15 protein-coding genes and 1 tRNA gene are annotated in these 16,335 nt (G+C 71.6%); 8 read left to right on the top strand and 8 right to left on the bottom strand.

The genetic code is table 11. The features are described 5' to 3' along the window. Positions 1 to 25: 25 nt before the first annotated feature. Together P3T39_RS22750 and P3T39_RS22745 are read right to left on the bottom strand one after the other, a co-directional pair. Complete coding sequence (locus P3T39_RS22750; protein WP_280700325.1) at positions 26 to 544, bottom strand: FHA domain-containing protein; 519 nt, start codon at positions 542 to 544, stop codon at positions 26 to 28. 12 nt (positions 545 to 556) lie between these two features. Further along, positions 557 to 1,447: a DUF3662 and FHA domain-containing protein gene (locus P3T39_RS22745; RefSeq protein WP_280700324.1), complete on the bottom strand. Its 891-nt coding sequence runs from the start codon at positions 1,445 to 1,447 to the stop codon at positions 557 to 559. Positions 1,448 to 1,877: 430 nt separating this feature from the next. Between P3T39_RS22745 and P3T39_RS22740 the strand changes: the two genes are divergently transcribed. Next, a tRNA-Leu gene (locus P3T39_RS22740) sits at positions 1,878 to 1,961 on the top strand. Between the two features lie 115 nt (positions 1,962 to 2,076). Here P3T39_RS22740 and P3T39_RS22735 read toward each other — a convergent pair. Next, entirely contained in the window at positions 2,077 to 3,279 is a 1,203-nt protein-coding gene (locus P3T39_RS22735; protein WP_280700323.1) for a sensor histidine kinase, read from the bottom strand. Continuing rightward, positions 3,276 to 3,950 carry a response regulator transcription factor gene (locus P3T39_RS22730; RefSeq protein ID WP_280700322.1) on the bottom strand — a complete coding sequence of 225 codons (675 nt, stop codon included), beginning with the start codon at positions 3,948 to 3,950 and terminating at the stop codon, positions 3,276 to 3,278. Before P3T39_RS22730 ends, P3T39_RS22735 begins: the two co-directional genes overlap by 4 nt. Positions 3,951 to 4,293: 343 nt before the next feature. Between P3T39_RS22730 and P3T39_RS22725 the strand changes: the two genes are divergently transcribed. Together P3T39_RS22725 and P3T39_RS22720 are read left to right on the top strand one after the other, a co-directional pair. Beyond that, complete coding sequence (locus P3T39_RS22725) at positions 4,294 to 6,045, top strand: phosphatidylglycerol lysyltransferase domain-containing protein (RefSeq protein ID WP_280700462.1); 1,752 nt, start codon at positions 4,294 to 4,296, stop codon at positions 6,043 to 6,045. A 324-nt stretch (positions 6,046 to 6,369) separates the two neighbouring features. After that, positions 6,370 to 7,140 (top strand): hypothetical protein, encoded by a 771-nt coding sequence (locus tag P3T39_RS22720; RefSeq protein ID WP_280700459.1) that lies wholly within the window; start codon positions 6,370 to 6,372, stop codon positions 7,138 to 7,140. A gap of 102 nt (positions 7,141 to 7,242) precedes the next feature. On the opposite strand, the gene P3T39_RS22715 is transcribed toward P3T39_RS22720, so the two are convergent. Continuing rightward, the gene (locus tag P3T39_RS22715; RefSeq protein WP_280700321.1) at positions 7,243 to 10,026 is read right to left on the bottom strand and encodes a SpoIIE family protein phosphatase; all 2,784 of its coding nucleotides are present in this window, start codon (positions 10,024 to 10,026) and stop codon (positions 7,243 to 7,245) included. A 310-nt stretch (positions 10,027 to 10,336) separates the two neighbouring features. On the opposite strand from P3T39_RS22715, the gene P3T39_RS22710 reads away from it, so the two are divergent. The 5 genes from P3T39_RS22710 to P3T39_RS22690 all read left to right on the top strand — a co-directional run bounded on the left by P3T39_RS22710 (position 10,337) and on the right by P3T39_RS22690 (position 14,478). Then, positions 10,337 to 11,491: a rhodanese-like domain-containing protein gene (locus P3T39_RS22710; protein ID WP_280700320.1), complete on the top strand. Its 1,155-nt coding sequence runs from the start codon at positions 10,337 to 10,339 to the stop codon at positions 11,489 to 11,491. Positions 11,492 to 11,572: 81 nt separating this feature from the next. Further along, positions 11,573 to 12,205, top strand: coding sequence for a DUF5819 family protein (locus P3T39_RS22705; protein ID WP_280700319.1), 633 nt, complete (start codon positions 11,573 to 11,575; stop codon positions 12,203 to 12,205). Positions 12,206 to 12,291: 86 nt separating this feature from the next. Continuing rightward, positions 12,292 to 13,347 (top strand): HTTM domain-containing protein, encoded by a 1,056-nt coding sequence (locus tag P3T39_RS22700; protein WP_280700457.1) that lies wholly within the window; start codon positions 12,292 to 12,294, stop codon positions 13,345 to 13,347. 259 nt (positions 13,348 to 13,606) lie between these two features. Continuing rightward, positions 13,607 to 13,792, top strand: coding sequence for a hypothetical protein (locus tag P3T39_RS22695; protein ID WP_280700318.1), 186 nt, complete (start codon positions 13,607 to 13,609; stop codon positions 13,790 to 13,792). 38 nt (positions 13,793 to 13,830) lie between these two features. Next, on the top strand, positions 13,831 to 14,478 hold the full coding sequence (locus tag P3T39_RS22690) for a TrmH family RNA methyltransferase (protein ID WP_280700455.1): 648 nt from the start codon (positions 13,831 to 13,833) through the stop codon (positions 14,476 to 14,478). 61 nt (positions 14,479 to 14,539) lie between these two features. On the opposite strand, the gene P3T39_RS22685 is transcribed toward P3T39_RS22690, so the two are convergent. From P3T39_RS22685 to P3T39_RS22675, 3 genes are all read right to left on the bottom strand, one after another. After that, a complete protein-coding gene (locus tag P3T39_RS22685) occupies positions 14,540 to 14,761 on the bottom strand; it encodes a peptidoglycan-binding protein (RefSeq protein ID WP_348534375.1) in 222 nt (73 codons plus the stop codon). 105 nt (positions 14,762 to 14,866) lie between these two features. Then, positions 14,867 to 15,760, bottom strand: coding sequence for a pyridoxamine 5'-phosphate oxidase family protein (locus P3T39_RS22680; protein ID WP_280700317.1), 894 nt, complete (start codon positions 15,758 to 15,760; stop codon positions 14,867 to 14,869). Between the two features lie 40 nt (positions 15,761 to 15,800). Further along, complete coding sequence (locus P3T39_RS22675) at positions 15,801 to 16,268, bottom strand: VOC family protein (RefSeq protein WP_280700316.1); 468 nt, start codon at positions 16,266 to 16,268, stop codon at positions 15,801 to 15,803. Positions 16,269 to 16,335: the final 67 nt, after the last annotated feature.

Here is a 16,335-nt window from a genome sequence, read left to right as displayed (position 1 = left end):
ACGGGATGCTGTCCCTCATGCGCTACTACTTCCGCAGTTCGATGACGGTCCTGCCGATACGGATCGGCATGCCCGGCTGGAGCGGGGTCGGCGTGGTGAGCCGCTGCCGGTCCAGATAGGTGCCGTTGGTGGAGCCTAGATCCTCGACCGTCCACTGCCCAGTCTGATCCGGGTAGATCCTGGCATGCCGGGAGGAGGCGTAGTCGTCGTCCAGCACGATGGTGGAGTCGTGCGCCCGGCCCAGGGTGATGGTCTGGCCCTGCAGCGCGACCGTGGTGCCGGCCAGCGAGCCCTGGACGACCACCAGCTGGGTCGGCGCGCCCCGGCGCTGCCGGGGCTGGGCGGGTGCGGCCTGCTGCGACTGGGTGGCCCGTCCCGGTCCGGCGGCGCTCGGCGCGGGGGCCGCAGCGGCGCGGCGCGAGGAGCGCGGGTTCACCTTGGTGCCGAAGAGATCACTGCGGATCACCTGCACCGCGACGATGACGAACAGCCACAGCACGGCGAGGAAACCAAGCCGCATGACCGTCAGGGTCAGATCTGACATAGGTGGCCCGCTCTACCCTTCGACCTGTCGGTAGACAATGGTGGTGCTCCCCAGGACGATCCTGGAGCCGTCGCGGAGCGTAGCGCGCTGGGTGTGCTGTCCGTCCACCACGATGCCGTTGGTGGACCCCAGGTCGAGCACCATGGCGGGAGTGCCGGGGCGGATCTCGGCGTGCTTGCGCGAGACACCGGGGTCGTCGATACGGATGTCGGCCTCGGTGGACCGGCCGAGGACGACGCCGTTACCGGTGACCTGGTGCCGGGCGCCGTTGACCTCGATCCAGCGGCGGGTGGCCGCGCCACCACCGCCCGAGCCGGGGAACGGGCGCACGTTGCCGCCGCCGCCCGCGGTGGGCGGTGTGCTCGGCGGTGCCGGGGGCATCGCAGGCATCGCGGGGGGTGCGGACGGCGGGGGCGGCGCACCGTACGGGGCCGTGCCCTGCTGCTGCCAGGGTGCGCCGGGCGCGGGCGGGGTGGGCTGGCGCCCGTACCCGGCCTGGGCCGGCGGCGGGGTGGGCTGCGGGGGCTCCTCGGAGGCCAGAGTGCGGCTGCGCACCCGGTACAGGCCGGTGTCGAGATCGTCCGCCTTCTCCAGGCTGACCTGGAGCGGGCCCATGAAGCTGTAGCGCTGGGCCTCGGCGTACTCGCGCACCATGCCGGCCAGCTCGGTGCCCAGCTGCCCGGAGTACGGGCTGAGCCGCTCGTGGTCGTGCGGGCTGAGCTCGACGATGAAGTCGTTGGGGACCACGGTGCGGTCGCGGTTCCAGATGGTGGCGTTGTTGTCGCACTCGCGCTGCAGTGCTCCGGCGATCTCCACCGGCTGGACCTCGGACTTGAACACCTTGGCGAAGGTGCCGTTCACAAGACCCTCGAGTCGCTGCTCGAACTTCTTAAGGACTCCCACGGGGCACCCCCTTCCAAGGGCTTCGGTCGGGCCTGCTGCTCGGCCTGCTTGCGGTACTTCCGTACTGATCGTATCCACGCCGGGCCCATCCGTACGGTTCCCCACCGATGTGGCTCCCGGCCGTGAGCCCTCGCACAGCGGTAACGACCCGGGGATCCTCATCGTTCGACGGTGGCAAGCGGGGGTTACCCGGGGCAGCCCCCACTCACCCCTCGCTCGCCGCCCCGGGCCTCCGGCCGGGTGAACGACCCCCTGCTCTCGGTCGTCCGCGGGGCGGCGGGGAACGGATTCGGAGGTAGCCCGCAGGCCGTGCTAATGTTTTCCATGTCGGAAGGGGCGCCCGCAAGGGAGCCGGACGGAAGACCAACTGGGATGCGGTAAGCTTCTCGGCAGGTCGGAAGAACGCAAAGCTTCTGAAGACAACACCCATGCGCGGGTGGCGGAATAGGCAGACGCGCTGGATTCAGGTTCCAGTGCCCGAAAGGGCGTGGGGGTTCAACTCCCCCCTCGCGCACAACGAAGCCCCGCAGATCTTCGGATCTGCGGGGCTTTTTTGTCGGTTTGAGCGAGCGTTGATTTGAATAAGCAGAGTCCCGATCGGGAAGGCCGACCGGGAAACGGGAAAAGGATCAGTCGCCCGCGGCCGGGAGTTCGGCGCGGACGGTGAAGCCGCCGTCGGGGGTCGGGGTGGCGGCGAAGGCCCCGCCGAGGAGCTGAGCGCGCTCGCGCAGGCCGACGAGTCCGTGGCCGCCGCCGGGGAGCCGGGCCGGCCCGGGCCGCTGGGGTGGGCAGCCGTTGTGGACCTCGACCGTCAGCCGGGTGCCCCGGGAGGCGAGGCGGACCTCGACGGTGGCACCGGGGGCGTGCTTGGTGATGTTGGTGAGGGCCTCCTGGACGGTGCGGTAGGCGGCCCGCTCGACCGCTTCGGGCCAGGGGCGGTCACCGGGGCAGAGCTCGCTGGTGACATGCAGTCCGCTGTCCTCGATCAGCCTGGGCAGGTCCGCCAGCCGGGGCTGCGGGGCGAGCGGCTCCTCAGGCCGCATTCCGGCCGCGCGCAGCACGCCGACCATCTGCCGCAGCTCCTCCAGGGTGCGCACCGCAAGCTCCCTGATGGTGACGGCGGTGGCCTTCGCGGCCGGGTCGCCGGTGCTCACCTGGAGCGCGCCGGCCTGAATGCTGATCAGACTGACCTGGTGGGAGACCACGTCGTGCATCTCACGGGCCAGGCGGGCCCGCTCGGTCGCGAGCACCCGCTCGGCGAGCAGCCGGCTCTCGCGCTGCTGTCCCTTGGTCAGTTCGTCCAGCCGGACGGCGAGCTCGCGCCGGGTGCGGGCGAGCAGACCGAGGGCGGCGGGGGCGGCGCCGAGCATCATGCACTGGATGGCGTAGAGGGCGTTGTCGCGGTTGAGCGCGAGCGGGTGGTCGCTGAGCGGCCAGTGGAAGAACTCCACCAGGGCGAAGGCAATGGCGCACAGCGTGGCGACCCAGGGCCTGGACCGGCGCGAGGCCACCGAGTAGACGGCCGTGATCGGTGCGATCCAGACGAAGGTGAGGAAGGCGCCCGGCAGGGTGAGCAGCAGCACCAGGACCGGGTAGCGACGGCGCAGCAGCAGCGACAGGGTGGCCAGGGCGGCCAGGCCGCGCTCCCACCAGGGGGAGTCGAGCGAGACCAGGACGGCGTCCACACCGGAGGCCAGGACGGGGAGCAGCAGCATCAGCCAGGGCGCGGTCAGCCAGCCGGGCCGGGGGCGGCGCGGTACGGGGGCGCCCGGTATCGAGCGGGGGCCGGTGGACGCGTCCCCGCTCTCTGCGGTCACGGCTTCGTCGATCATTCGCGTGGCTGCTCGGGGGCGCGGACCAGCCCGGCGCGGTTGGCGACCACCGCGGCCTGGACGCGGTTGGCGGCGCCCAGCTTGCCGAGGATGGCGCTGATGTGGTCCTTGACGGTGCCGGTGCCGAGGAAGAGCCGGTCGGCGATCTCGGCGTTGGAGAGGCCCTCGCCGAGCAGTGCGAGGACGTCGAGCTCACGGCCGGTCAGGCCGCGGGTGAGCGCGGTGGCCTCGGCGTCCGGGCCGCTGCCGCCCTCGACATAGCCGCTGATCACGGTGCGCGTGACGGTGGGGGAGAGCACGCTGCCCCCGGCCGCGAGCACCCGTACGGCGTGCACCAGCTGCTCGGGGGCGGTGTCCTTGAGCAGGAAGCCGGCCGCGCCGCTGCGCAGTGCGGTGCCGATGTACTCGTCGGTGTCGAAGGTGGTGAGCATGGCCACCGCCGGCGGACTGGGCAGGGCGCGCAGCCGGCGGAGCACGGAGATCCCGTCCAGGTCGGGCATACGGATGTCCAGCAGAACGACGTGCGGGCGCAGCGCGACAACCCGGTCCTCGGCCTGGCCGCCGGAGCAGTCGCCGACGACCTCCAGGTCGGGCGCGGATCCGACGATCAGGCCGAGGCCGGAGCGGACCAGGATCTCGTCGTCCACGATGAGTACGCGGATCGGCGTCATGGTCTTATTCTCCTCGGTCGGGCGGTACATGGGGTGGTTGCCGGTTCCGAGCCTAGGGGCCGGTGGGAGCGTGCGACGCCGTGCTCGGTGGGAGGTTACCCCCGCCGATCGGCGGGGGGCCGAATCGGCTACCTGGTTCACGTCATTCTCATCTTCGGTGAGCAACCATGGAATGCGGCGCCCTCCTGCCGGCGTGGGCCGATCGGAACCCGGCTGCACTGGCCCGGCTCGGCGCCGTGGGCGCGGTGCGGATGCGCCCCCATACCTGATCGTTTGGAATTGAGCCGTGTCCTCCACTGTGAAGCCGGAGTCCTCCGCCGTTCCCGTCGAACGCTCCGGCGTTCTGGCGAGCCTGCTGGCCCGCTGGCGGCCGAGGGCCGCCGCGGCGACCGTCTGGTACCTGCGGCTGCTGGCACTGCTCAACCTGCTGGCCGTTCTTGCCGTCCCGTTCCGGGAACAGGTGCGGACGCACAACGAGGGTGAGTACTTCACCCCCTATCTGTTGACCGCCGGTCTGACCTCGGTGGTGCTGTCGCTGTTCCTGGCGGTGGCGATGCGGCGGCGCAAGCGGGCCGCCTGGATCTTCAACACGGCGCTGTCGGGCGTGCTCACCCTGCTGTACCTGGCCTGGATGGTCACGCCGGGCCTGAAGTTCGCCCACCACGTGCTCAACTACTTCTCGACCGCGTTGACCGTTCTGTTCTTCCTGGCCTGCCTGGTCGGGCGCAAGGAGTTCACTTCCAAGGGCGACCCGTCCAACCTGAAGACCGGCGTGGCGACCTTCGCCGGCGGCCTGCTGTTCGGGGCCGGGCTCGGCGCGGTGCTTGTCGGGCTGACCAACACCGCTTCCGGGGCCAACTTCTGGGACCGGTTCGGCTATTCGATCGCCCGGATGGTCACCCTGGCGCCCTCCGAGCACGTCATCGACGTGATCAACGTCCCGACCTGGGTGAACGCCTTCATCAACACGATGAGCGCGGTGCTCTTCCTGCTGGTGCTGTACGTGGCCTTCCGCAGCCCGCGCGGGCAGGAGCTGCTGAGCGTCGAGGACGAGGTGAAGCTGCGCGGGCTGCTGGACAGGCAGGGCGAGCGGGACTCGCTGGGGTACTTCGCGCTGCGCCGGGACAAGGCGGTGATCTTCTCGCCGAGCGGCAAGGCCGCGGTGGCGTACCGCGTGGTCGGCGGGGTGTCGCTGGCCTCGGGTGACCCGATCGGCGACCCGGAGGCGTGGCCGGGGGCGATCGACGCCTGGCTGGGCGAGGCAAGGGAGCACGCCTGGGTTCCGGCCGTGATGGGGGCCTCGGAGGAGGCCGGGGTGATCTACGCCCGGCACGGTCTGGACGCGCTGGAGCTGGGTGACGAGGCGATCGTCGAGCTGGACGAGTTCTCGCTGGACGGCCGGGCGATGCGGGTGGTCCGGCAGGCGTACAACCGGGTGAAGCGGGCCGGGTACACGGTGCGGATCCGTCGTCACGAGGACATTCCCGAGAGCGAGATGGCCGAGCTGGTGGAGAGGGCGGACCACTGGCGGGACGGCGCCACCGAGCGCGGTTTCTCGATGGCGCTCGGCCGCCTGGGCGACCCGGACGACGGCCGCTGCGTGATGCTGGAGTGCCATGACGCCGACGGGGAGCTGAGCGCGCTGCTGAGCTTCGTGCCGTGGGGCGAGAAGGGCCTTTCGCTGGACCTGATGCGCCGGGACCGGGAGACCGAGAACGGCCTGATGGAATACATGGTGATCGAACTTCTGCAGCGGGCAAAAGAGGTCGAGCTCGAACGGGTATCGCTGAACTTCGCGATGTTCCGATCCGTTTTTGAGCGCGGCTCGAAGCTGGGCGCGGGGCCGGTCCTTCGGTTGTGGCGGTCGGTCCTCGGTTTCTTCTCCCGCTGGTGGCAGATCGAATCCCTCTACCGGGCCAATGCGAAGTACCGCCCGATCTGGGAACCGCGTTATCTGCTGTTCGAGAAGAGCAGCGAGATCCCCCGGATCGGTATCGCCAGCGCGCGTGCCGAGGGCTTCATCACCGCACCGAGCCTCCCCGCTCTGTTCCGTCGTCGGCACGTCAGGGCCACCGCTTCGGCGGGCGGTTCCTGACTGCCGGTGGCGGAGCGCAGTGGGAAGGGGTAGTCCCTCCGCCGGGGGGCGGAGGGCACCCACCGGGTCGAGCCCGAGGACACCGGGCTTGACCTGCCCGAATACCTGACAGAGAAGACGCGAATACACAGCGTCCGGTCGGGGTACCGGCCGACCGGCGGTACGGGGACGTTCTGTCTCCCCCTTCAGGATGACCCGTGATTCCCCATCAAAGCTGAGGCGGGGCGTTTATCCGCTGCCTACTGTGGATCTAAGTGGCGCGCAATCGTCAGCGCACGGTCGAAGTTCTTAATCGGGGACACGGGGAGCGCAGTCGTGGAGCAGATGACCCGGGCGGGGGGCGGAGGGAACGGAGCACTGGCACACGCCAGGCGCGCCGTCGTCGCCGAGTGGGGCGTGCTGTTCACCACAGCGCGGGACGCGGTGGTGGCCAAGCGCTTCGCGGCCGTCCCGCTGGCGGTGACGGCGACGGCGCTGGTGCTGCTCTTCAGCATCGTCCAGCATCTGCCCGGCGGGGGGCGTTTCGTCGCCCACGTAGGGGTCGTCAGGGCCGCGCTCCCGCTGGACATCTCGCTGCTGCGCACGCCGCTCTCGCTCTATGTACCCGCCCTAGACCTGCCGGTCTGGGGTGCGCTGGCGCAGGTCTTCTTCGTGTTCGGGATCGCCGAGATCGTGCTCGGCCGCCGGATGACGCTGGTCGTCGCGTACACCTGCACCCTGGCCGGGACGCTGTTCGCCCGGGTCGGCGTGGCACTCGGCCCCGGCCACGTCTTCGGCTTCCCGCACAGGATCGGCTATGTCCGCGACACCGGGCCCTCGGCGGCCGTGGTGGCACTGGCGATCTGCATCGCCTTCCGCTGCCGGGCCTGGTGGACGGGTGGCACGGTCGCGGTGGTGATGGTCACGGAGGCCGTCCTGCTGCCCAACCTCGCGGGTGTGGAGCATGTGGTGGCGCTGCTGGTGGCGGGGCTGATCGCCGTCTCGGTGGAGGTCTTCGGGGGCTTCTGGCCGCGGGTGCTCGGCGGTGTCGGTGCGGCGGCCTCGATCGCCACCGAGGCCGCCCGCCGGACGGCCCCGGGGACGCTCATCCCGTAGGGCCCCCGGGGCCGCTCGCCGTCGGGCGACCCCGGAGCCCCGGGCCCCTTGCGGCCGGCCGGGTGTTCAGGTCGACCGGCTGTCTCCGGCCGGCCGGTGTTCCTAGGAGCGCGGCAGCGCCAGCTCGAACCAGACCACCTTGCCGACCGCCTTCCTGGCGGTGCCCCAGCGCTCGGACAGTTTGCTCACCAGGTGCAGCCCCCGGCCGTTCTCGTCCAGTGACTCCGCCGGTTCCAGCGAGGGCAGGTTGTGGTTGTCGTCGCTGACCTCCACCAGCAGTTTGTCCACCCGGATCAGCTGGAGCTGGACATGGTCCCTGGCCACCCGCACCGCATTGGTGACCAGCTCGCTGACCAGCAGCTCGACCGTGTCGGAGAGCGCCGTCAGCTGCCAGGAGGCCAGCTGCTCGTGGACCAGCGTGCGGGCCCGGCGGACCTCGGCGTCGCTCACCGAGAGCTCCCAGGTGGCCACCTCGCTCGGGTCGACGCCGTCGAAGCGGGCCACCAGCAGCGCGATGTCGTCCTGCCGGTCCTCCGAGTGCAGCCGGTCCAGAACGACGTCGCACGCCTCTTCGGGTGTCTGTTTGGGGTCGATCAGATTGCCGCAGAGGGCGGCGAGTCCTGCTCCTATGTCACCGCCACGCACCTCGACCAGGCCGTCGGTGCAGAGCACCAGCATCGAGCCGTCGCTGACGTCGATGCTCTTCGCCACGAACGGCACCCCGCCCACGCCGATCGGCGCGCCCTCGGGGATCTCCAGCAGCTCGCCCCGGCCGTCCGGGTGGACCAGTACCGGCGGGACATGGCCGGCGCTGGCCAGCTCGCAGGTGCGGTTGATCGGGTCGTAGACCGCGTACAGGCAGGTCGCCAGGTGGTCGTCGCCCAGCTTCTGGGCCAGGTTGTCCAGGTGGCGCAGCAGCTGCCCGGGAGGCAGGTCGAGGGCGGCCAGGGTCTGCATCGCGGTACGGAAGCGGCCCATCGCGGCGGCCGAGTGCAGGCCGTGGCCCATCACGTCGCCGACCACCAGGGCGACCCGGCTGCCGGGCAGCTGGATCGCGTCGAACCAGTCGCCGCCGACCTCGGCGCGGCGGTCGCCCGGCATGTAGCGGTGGGCGATCTGCACACCGGGGATCTTCGGCGGACGGGTCGGGATCATGCTGCGCTGCAGGGTGGTGGCGACCTTGGCCTCGGCCCGGTGCAGCCGGGCGTTGTCCAGCGAGAGCGCGGCCCGGGCGGCCAGCTCGCGCAGGGTCGCCGCGTCGCTCTTGTCGAACGGCGCGCGGTCGGGCAGCCGCAGCAGCTTGAGGATGCCCAGGACGGTGCCCCGGGCGGAGAGCGGCAGCACCAGCATGGACCGGCCGACCACCACAGGGACGAGGCCGGGGCCGCCGAGCGAGGCGGCGTAGTCCACCGCCACGTCCGGGCTGATCACCGGGACCAGTACCGGCTGGTTCTCCTGCAGTGCCAGCCCCGGCGGGGTGGAGCGGGGCATCGCCAGCAGCGAGCCCTCGTCCAGGACGTGGTCCCAGCAGCCGGAGGAGGCGTTGAAGGCGCGGGCGACCCGGCGCAGCATCGTCCGGTCGTCCGGCCGGTTGGCGGGCAGCTCGGAGTCGGAGATCAGCCCGTCCATCAAGTCCACGCAGGCGAAGTCCGCGACCCGGGGGACCAGCACCTGGCAGAGCTCACGGGCGGTGGTGTCCAGGTCGAGGGTGGTACCGACGCTGCTGCCGACATCGCTCAGCAGCGCCAGCTGCTCACCCGCCTGACTGCTGGTCAGCACCTCCACGCTGGGGGACGGGGCGGCGGGCTGGACGGTGAGGCCGGTGTCGTGGAGGGGGGTGCGGCCATTGGCGACGGACTCGATGGCGGAGCCTCCAGGAGTCGGGCCGCACGGGCCGGTGGACGTGCCGTTCGGCTGGGAACCGTCCGGATCACAGGGGGTAGCGGTGCTCTGGCAGCCGTTCACGGTGGTGCGCAGCACGGCGGCCTCGCGCGGGCCGGGGACGGCGCTGTCGGGCGTACGAGAGCCTTCGGCGCCGTCGGCCGGCAGCAGTTGCAGTCCGATCGCCACCGGCCCGGCGCCGGTACGGCCCGCCTCCGGCGGACGGCGGGTGGCTCTGGGCTGGACGGCCCGCTGCTGCGGGGTGGGGTAGCGGCGGCCGAGCCCGGCGGCGATCCGGGCCACCCCGGAGCCGGTCGGTTCGTACGGGAGGACGGGCAGTCTGGTGGTCGCGTCCACCCAGAGGGCGGGCAGTCCGGCGTCGGCGAGCTGGGCGAGCAGCCGGTGCCGGCGCTCCGGTGAGCCGCCGGGCAGCAGTGCGGCCAGCGCGGCGGCACCGGACCGGCCCGTCGCGGCGAGGGTGGCGCAGATCCGGTGGAAGTTGCCCGGTCCTGCCTGGGCGGCCGCGTACGGGAGCAGTCGGCTGCCGAGGGCGATCCGGGGGCCCGTGGCGCGCAGTGGGCGGGCGTCCGCGGCCAGGGCGAGCAGGCTGCGGCCGCCGGGCTCGGTCAGCGGGTAGGCCCACCAGAGCACGTCGCGGGGGCGGTCCTCGCGGTCGTTCACCGTCATCGACCCGGCCCAGGCGGTGTGGTCGGGCTGGGTGAGGTCGTTCAGGGTGTCGAAGGCGTCGCAGCGCCGGGCAGCCGTGGCGGGGCGCGCGGCCGTCTCGGCGCGCGGCTCCAGGGCGGGGAGCAGGCCGGAGGCAGTCCGGCCGCAGGCCACCTCCGCCCGGTGCCCGAAGAGCTCCTCGGCCGCCCGGTTCCACTGGGCGATCCGGCCGTCCGGATCGACCAGCACGGAGGCGAGGCGCAGCAGCGCGACAACCCCGGGTGGCTGGTCACCCGGGGTGTCGGCCGGGCTCGGTGTGGAGTTGGGCTCGTCCACCATGGATTCGGTCTGCTCCCGCCTGGCCGCCGAGCCGAAGGGCGGCCGTTGTGAGCTCCTGTGTGCTGTGCCGGTGTGCCGTGCTTGCCGTGCTGAGCCGGTGTACCGCTTCAGCCGGTTGTGCGCCTTCCAGCGAAGCACGGCGAGGGCCCGGTCTGATAGCGAATCGGGGAGATTCGTCAGTATCAGTTGCCTGTCCTGTGGTGTGCGCCGGGCCTGTACCTCTGGTTCATCCGATCGGAGCAGCTGTGGGGTGTGTCGCCACCCGGGTAGGGTGGCAGGCCGTACGGCCGTTCCGGATGAAGGCGAGCAGGTGAGCGCAGAGAGCCCCGTCCAGTGGATGGACCCCGAGCGGCTGCGGCTGGAGGAGCAGGTGGCCGCCACCGAGCTCGCCTGGCTGACGCTGGAGGTCGATGTCGAGACCCTGAGGGTCGAGATCGACAACTTCGCGCTGATCCACCATCAGCTGCTCGGCCCGCTCTACGCCCGGCTGGACGAGCTGGACGCGCTGGTCGCGGAGAGCATCGCGGCCCGAACCGGGCACCCCGAGGACGTCCGTCGGGCCGGTGAGGCCCGCAGCCGGGTCGAGGAACTGCCCGACCTGGAGGCGCTGCTCGCCGATCTGCCGCCCGAGGTCCCCGAGCCGGAGCCGACGCGCCGGGTCCGCCCCGGCAAGGAGGCGCAGCGGATCTACCGCGATCTGGCCCGCCGCGCCCACCCCGACCTGAGTACCGACCCGGCCGAGCAGCAGCGCCGCTCGGCCTTCATCGCCCGGGTCAACGAGGCGTACGCGCACGGCGACGCCAAGGCGTTGGAGGACCTGGCCGAGGAGTGGTCCACCGCGCCGGAGGCCGCCCCCGCGCCCGAGGCACCGGACCGTCTTGAGTGGCTGCACCAGCGTCTTGAGTGGCTGACCGGGAAGATCGGGCAGCTGGCCACCGAGCAGGTCCGGCTGGAGCGCAGCGCGATGGGCGAGCTGCTGCGGCTCGCCCCGCAGGACCCGGACGGGCTGCTGGCGGAGCTCGCCGAGCAGCTGCTCGCCAAGGCCGCCGAGCGGCAGGCCGAACTTGACCGGCTGCTGGCCGCAGTGGCGGACAATGGCGGAGACCACCGCGAACCCCAGGAGAAGTCGACGATGTTCACCCAGCTCCCCACCACGGACGCCGCCTCGGTGCCCGCCGACGCCGCTCTGCTCGATGTCCGCGAGCAGGACGAGTGGGACGCCGGCCATGTGGACGGCGCGCTGCACATCCCGATCGGCGAGGTGATCGCCAGGATCGGCGAGCTGCCCGAGCCGGAGCAGAAGCTGTACGTGCTCTGCCGGGTCGGCGGCCGCTCCGCGCAGGTCGTCCAGTACCTGGTGGCCCAGGGCCGGGACGCGGTCAACGTGGACGGCGGGATGTTCGCCTGGGAGGCGGCCGGCCGCCCGATGGTGAGCGGCGACGGCCGGGACCCGTTCGTTCTCTAAATCTCACCCCCTGCCCAAGGTGTGCCCGGATGCGGCAGGATGACCGGGCACACCATGACGGGCCAGGGAGGAGAGCACGCCGTGGCTCGTACCTGGTCGCTTCCCGCGCTGACCGTGCTCTGTGCTGCGGCGACCCTGCTGATCGGCGGCACCGGGCTCTTCCTGGCGGCGCTCTTTCTGCATGTCGCGCCGTCCAACGCGCTCTCCCAGCGCTACCAGGCGCAGCTGAACGACGTGGTGTACCCGGAGTTCGAGCAGAACTGGAAGCTGTTCGCACCCAACCCGCTGCAGCAGAACCTCACCGTGGACGCCCGGGTGCAGACCATCTCCGACGGCGGCCGGGTGCTTACCCGCGACTGGGTCGCGCTGACCGCGCAGGACCTCGCCGCGATCCGGCACAACCCCGTCCCCAGTCATGTGGACCAGAACCTGCTGCGTCGCGCCTGGGACTTCTACGACTCCACCCACAGCGCCCAGGACAGCACCGCCGTCGGCGCCCGCGGCAAGTCGGCCGAGGAGTACCTCAAGCGGATCGCGCTGCAACGGTTCGGGCGTACGTTCCAGGGCGAGCGGATCCTGCAGATCCAGTTCCGTTCCGGGACGGCGGACATAGCGCCGCCGAAGTGGAGCAAGGAGCAGGTCTCCACCGAGGTCCGCTACCGGGAGCTGTCCTGGTGGCCGGTGGGCCAGGACGACTACCGGGGCCTGCTGTGACCAGGACCCAGCAGACCGGTCGTCAGCTGCTGCCCGGCATTCCGCGGCAGCCGGGGACGGCACCCGCCGCTCCCCCGCCCGGCCGCCTGGCACGGGCCTTCGAGGCTTTCACCGGCCGGGCCCACGGCCCGTACCAGGCGGCGGTGGTGCGGATCGGCTTCGGCCTGACCTGGGCGGCCTTCCTGCTGCGCGAGTGGCCCAACAGGCGGGTGCTGTACGGAGACCGCTCGCCGTGGTCGGACGAGCTGGCGGCCCGGCTGCTGGCCGAGAACCACGCCTTCACGGTGCTCGCCTGGTACCACGGGCGGCTCTGGTTCGAGCTGGTCTACCACCTGGCGATCGTCTCGGCCGTACTGTTCGCGCTCGGCTGGCGGACCAGGGCGAGCGGGGTGCTCTTCATGGTCACGGTGCTCTCGCTGCAGAACCGCAATGTCTTCGTCGGCGACGGCGGCGACAACGTGGTCCATCTGATGGCCGTGTACCTGGTGTTCACCCGCTGCGCCCAGGTCTGGTCCCTGGACGCGCGCCGGTCGCCTCCCGGTGCAGCCCGCTGGCTGTGGGTGCTGCTGGGAGCCGTACTGGCGGTGGGGCCGCCGGGGTGGCTGTGGGCTCCGTGGGCCATCGCCGGTATCTGGTACGCCGTCAACCGCCGCTACCCCGAGAGCGAGTGGCGTGCGGTGCTGGACGCGCTGGCGAACATGCTGCACAACTGCGCGATGCTGGTGATCGCCGTACAGGTGGTGCTGATCTACTCGACCGCCGGCTGGTACAAGGTCCAGGGCTCGCGCTGGCAGGACGGCACCGCGCTGCACTACCCCATGCACCTGGACTACTTCACGCCCTGGCCCTGGCTCTCCGGGGTGCTCGGCTCCAGCCTGCTGCTGGTCTTCCTGCTCTCGTACGGGACGGTGATCCTCCAGGTCGCCTTTCCCTTCACTCTGGTCAACCGGCGGCTGAAGAACGTGCTGCTGGCGCTGATGATGGTCGAGCACCTGGGGATCGCGGTAACCCTCGGGCTGCCGTTCTTCTCGCTGGCGATGATCGCGGCGGACGCGGTCTTCCTGCCGACCGCCGCACTGCTGTGGACGGGCCGCAGGGCCCATGACCTCCGGCACCGGTGGCGGCGCGCACCCCTCCCCTAGACTGCGGCTATGTCCTGGTCAGCGGCTCTGCGCGACACCGCGCGCACCGGGCTGACCCTGGACCGTACGCTCAGCAACCCCAGACGGGCGGTGCGCGGAGCCCTCGGCGCCGCCCTGGTGATCTTCCCGACGCTGGCGCTCGGCGGACCCGCACTCGCCACCTCGGCCGCGATGGGCGCCTTCACCCGCCGGTACCGCCACCTTCCAGCGCAGCTTCCGTCCCCGCGTCTCGCTCGCCGTCGCGGCGGCCGCCCTGCTGATGGGGGAAGCGGTCGACTTCGCCGGACTGCGCTCCGCCCACGAGCGCTGGGACGCCCGGCTGGCCGGCCTCCCCGCGGAGGACCACATCGAGGTGGCCAGGGCCGGTGCCCGGCTGGTCCTGGCGGCCATCGCCGACCTCGAAAAAGCGGTCCGGCCCCGCCGCCCCGTACCCTCGGGGACGTGAGCGAGCGCAGCGAGGGAACCGGCAGCAGGGGCAGCAGCATCGGCGTGCCCCACGAGGGAGAGCAGTACGACGACGCCTTCGTCCCCGAAGACCGGGAGATCGGCCTCGGCCCGCACCCCGAACCCTGGCCCGTGGGGCCGCAGTACGACCCCGAGCTGCTCGCCGGCGGGGACCGGCGCAACGTCGTCGACCGGTACCGCTACTGGACCCGCGAGGCGATCGTCGCCGACCTGGACACCCGCAGGCACGGCTTCCATGTCGCGGTGGAGAACTGGCAGCACGACTTCAACATCGGCTCGGTGGTGCGCACCGCCAACGCCTTCCTGACCTCCGAGGTGCATATCGTCGGGCGCCGCCGCTGGAACCGGCGGGGCGCCATGGTCACCGACCGCTACCAGCACGTACGGCACCACGAGGACGTGGCCACGCTGGCGGCCTTCGCGGCCGAGCGGGGCCTGCCGATCATCGGCATCGACAACCTGCCGGGTGCGGTTCCGCTGGAGACGTACGAGCTGCCCGAGCGCTGCGTACTGCTCTTCGGGCAGGAGGGCCCGGGGCTCACCGAGGCGGCCTGGGAGCACTCGACGGCCGTCTGCTCGATCGCCCAGTTCGGATCGACCCGGTCGATCAACGCCGGGGCGGCTGCGGCCATCGCCATGCACGCATGGATCCGCGTGCACGGGTGAAACCCCCAGGGGCAAGGGTGAGCCCCTTATGGGTTGCCCCTTGCCCCTGGAAGGTGCGTTGTCAGGCGGGTGGGGTGTCGTTGCCCTTGCCGTTCACCAGGTAGTCCCAGGTGTCCTTGCCCGGGTAGCCGTCGGCCTCGTTGCCCGTCCAGCCCTGGGCCCGCTGGAACGCCTCGGCGGCCCGGTGGTCGGACTCGCCCCAACTGCGGTCCGGTCCCTCGGAGTAGAAGCGTCCGCCGCCGCAGCCGCAGTTCTCGGAGGGCTCTATCCCGGTGAACTCCATCAGCACGGTGCTCCCTGCCTCCCTGCAGGGCGTACAGAAGAGGTCATACGTTCCACCGGCGGAGGGCGCGATACCAGGGCTGAAGGGACATCAGTGCTGTGCCGCTCACGCTGGGGGGACCGCGGGATTGGCCGGGGAGAATTCGGGAGGTGTCCAGGTCAGCGGGGTGGCGTGGGCGAGTTCGACCACCTGGGTGACGGTGAAGTCGACGGTGCGGGCGGGGCCGGTCCAGTCGATGCGGGCCTCGCCGGTCAGCAGGAGGGCACCACCGGTCTCCCAGTCGGGCAGGAGCAGCCCGGCCGAGGGGTTGAGCTCCAGGTTGCCCAGGGTCATGAACATGTTGTTGCCCGGGTAGTCGGGCCAGCGCAGGCGGTCCGGGGCGAGGACGCCGAGGAAGCCGGGGTTGCCGCCCCGGTGGGAGGCGTCCACCTTGCCGTCGGGGCTCGCGGTGGCGACGAAGAAGGTGTCGGCGGTCGCGATGGTGAGCTGCTGAACGGTGGTCAGCCGGGTGCCCCGGGAGGTGACCCTCGGGGTGCCTGGTGCCTCCTGGGGGCTGCGGCGCTGGATGTACTTGGGGCAGTTGGCGTACACCTGGCCGGCCGCGATCACCAGGCCGCCCCGGCCGTCGGGGACGGCTCGGCCGTTGAGCCGCATCCGCCGCCGCCCGGCCGGGTCCAGTGCGATGGTGCCGACCTCGGCGGGGTGCCCCAGGACGTCTGCGAGCGGGTCGCCGGGCGCGGGCAGCGCGGCCACCGCCAGAGTGGTCTCGTCGGCGGCCCGTAGGAAACCGGGCGGCCCGCTCAGCTGGGTGGCCCAGATCCTGCCCTCCCGGTCGGCGGCGCCGACCACCAGCGTCCGGCGCTCGGTCAGGAACCGGGCGGCCACCGGCGGGATGGTCCTGCCGATGGCCCGTCCGGAATGGTCGGCCCGTTCGAGCGCGTCGGCGCGCAGCTGGACCGCCCGCTCGCCCTGGTGGTACGGCCCGGGGATGTTCTTCATCGGTCGGCTCCTGCCCGATCGGCGCCCACAGGATCCGGGCTTAGAAGAAACCGCAGGTCGGGGCGGTGGTGGGGGCAGTGGCTCCGGTTTCCCCGATGCCCTCGGGGGTGAAGATCTCCAGTCGGATGCCGTCCGGGTCGGTGAAGAAGATGCCGCCGGAGGCCGCGCCCTCGGAGTGCGGGACGACGCCCTCGTAGGCGAACTCGGCGCCCAGCTCGCGCAGGGTGCGCTCGGCGGCTCGGACCTCCTCCAGTGAGTCGACCTGGAAGGAGAGGTGGTGCAGCCCGGGGGCGGAGGTGGCGAAGCTGCCTGTGCTCTGCTGCCAGAGCGTGATCACCAGGCGGCCGTCGCGGGCGAGGAAGGCGAAGCGGCGGCCCTCCTCGGTGCCCTCGGAGGCCAGGTCCAGGCCGAGGAGGGTGCGGTAGAAGGCGGCGGACCGGTCGAGATCGGTGACGTTGAGGCCGACGTGGCCGGTCTGGAGCGAGGTGAGGGCGACGGTACCGGGCATGCCTGGTCAACTCCCTTGGTCGGGTGGCCAGTCGGAATGGACTAACCGTTACCAATGACAGTAGGGG

The organism is Kitasatospora sp. GP82, assembly GCF_029892105.1.
Taxonomy (GTDB): domain Bacteria; phylum Actinomycetota; class Actinomycetes; order Streptomycetales; family Streptomycetaceae; genus Kitasatospora.
The sequence above is the reverse complement of the archived record's forward strand: the minus strand, read 5'-3'. Positions and strand labels throughout refer to the sequence as shown.

Excerpts from the sequence above, each read along its gene's own strand:
- P3T39_RS22750 (WP_280700325.1), bottom strand. The coding sequence starts at position 544 with ATGTCAGATCTGACCCTGACGGTCATGCGGCTTGGTTTCCTCGCCGTG.
- P3T39_RS22735 (WP_280700323.1), bottom strand. The coding sequence starts at position 3,279 with ATGATCGACGAAGCCGTGACCGCAGAGAGCGGGGACGCGTCCACCGGC.
- P3T39_RS22730 (WP_280700322.1), bottom strand. The coding sequence starts at position 3,950 with ATGACGCCGATCCGCGTACTCATCGTGGACGACGAGATCCTGGTCCGC.
- P3T39_RS22720 (WP_280700459.1), top strand. The coding sequence starts at position 6,370 with ATGACCCGGGCGGGGGGCGGAGGGAACGGAGCACTGGCACACGCCAGG.
- P3T39_RS22715 (WP_280700321.1), bottom strand. The coding sequence starts at position 10,026 with ATGGTGGACGAGCCCAACTCCACACCGAGCCCGGCCGACACCCCGGGT.
- P3T39_RS22695 (WP_280700318.1), top strand. The coding sequence starts at position 13,607 with ATGGGGGAAGCGGTCGACTTCGCCGGACTGCGCTCCGCCCACGAGCGC.
- P3T39_RS22685 (WP_348534375.1), bottom strand. The coding sequence starts at position 14,761 with ATGGAGTTCACCGGGATAGAGCCCTCCGAGAACTGCGGCTGCGGCGGC.
- P3T39_RS22680 (WP_280700317.1), bottom strand. The coding sequence starts at position 15,760 with ATGAAGAACATCCCCGGGCCGTACCACCAGGGCGAGCGGGCGGTCCAG.
- P3T39_RS22675 (WP_280700316.1), bottom strand. The coding sequence starts at position 16,268 with ATGCCCGGTACCGTCGCCCTCACCTCGCTCCAGACCGGCCACGTCGGC.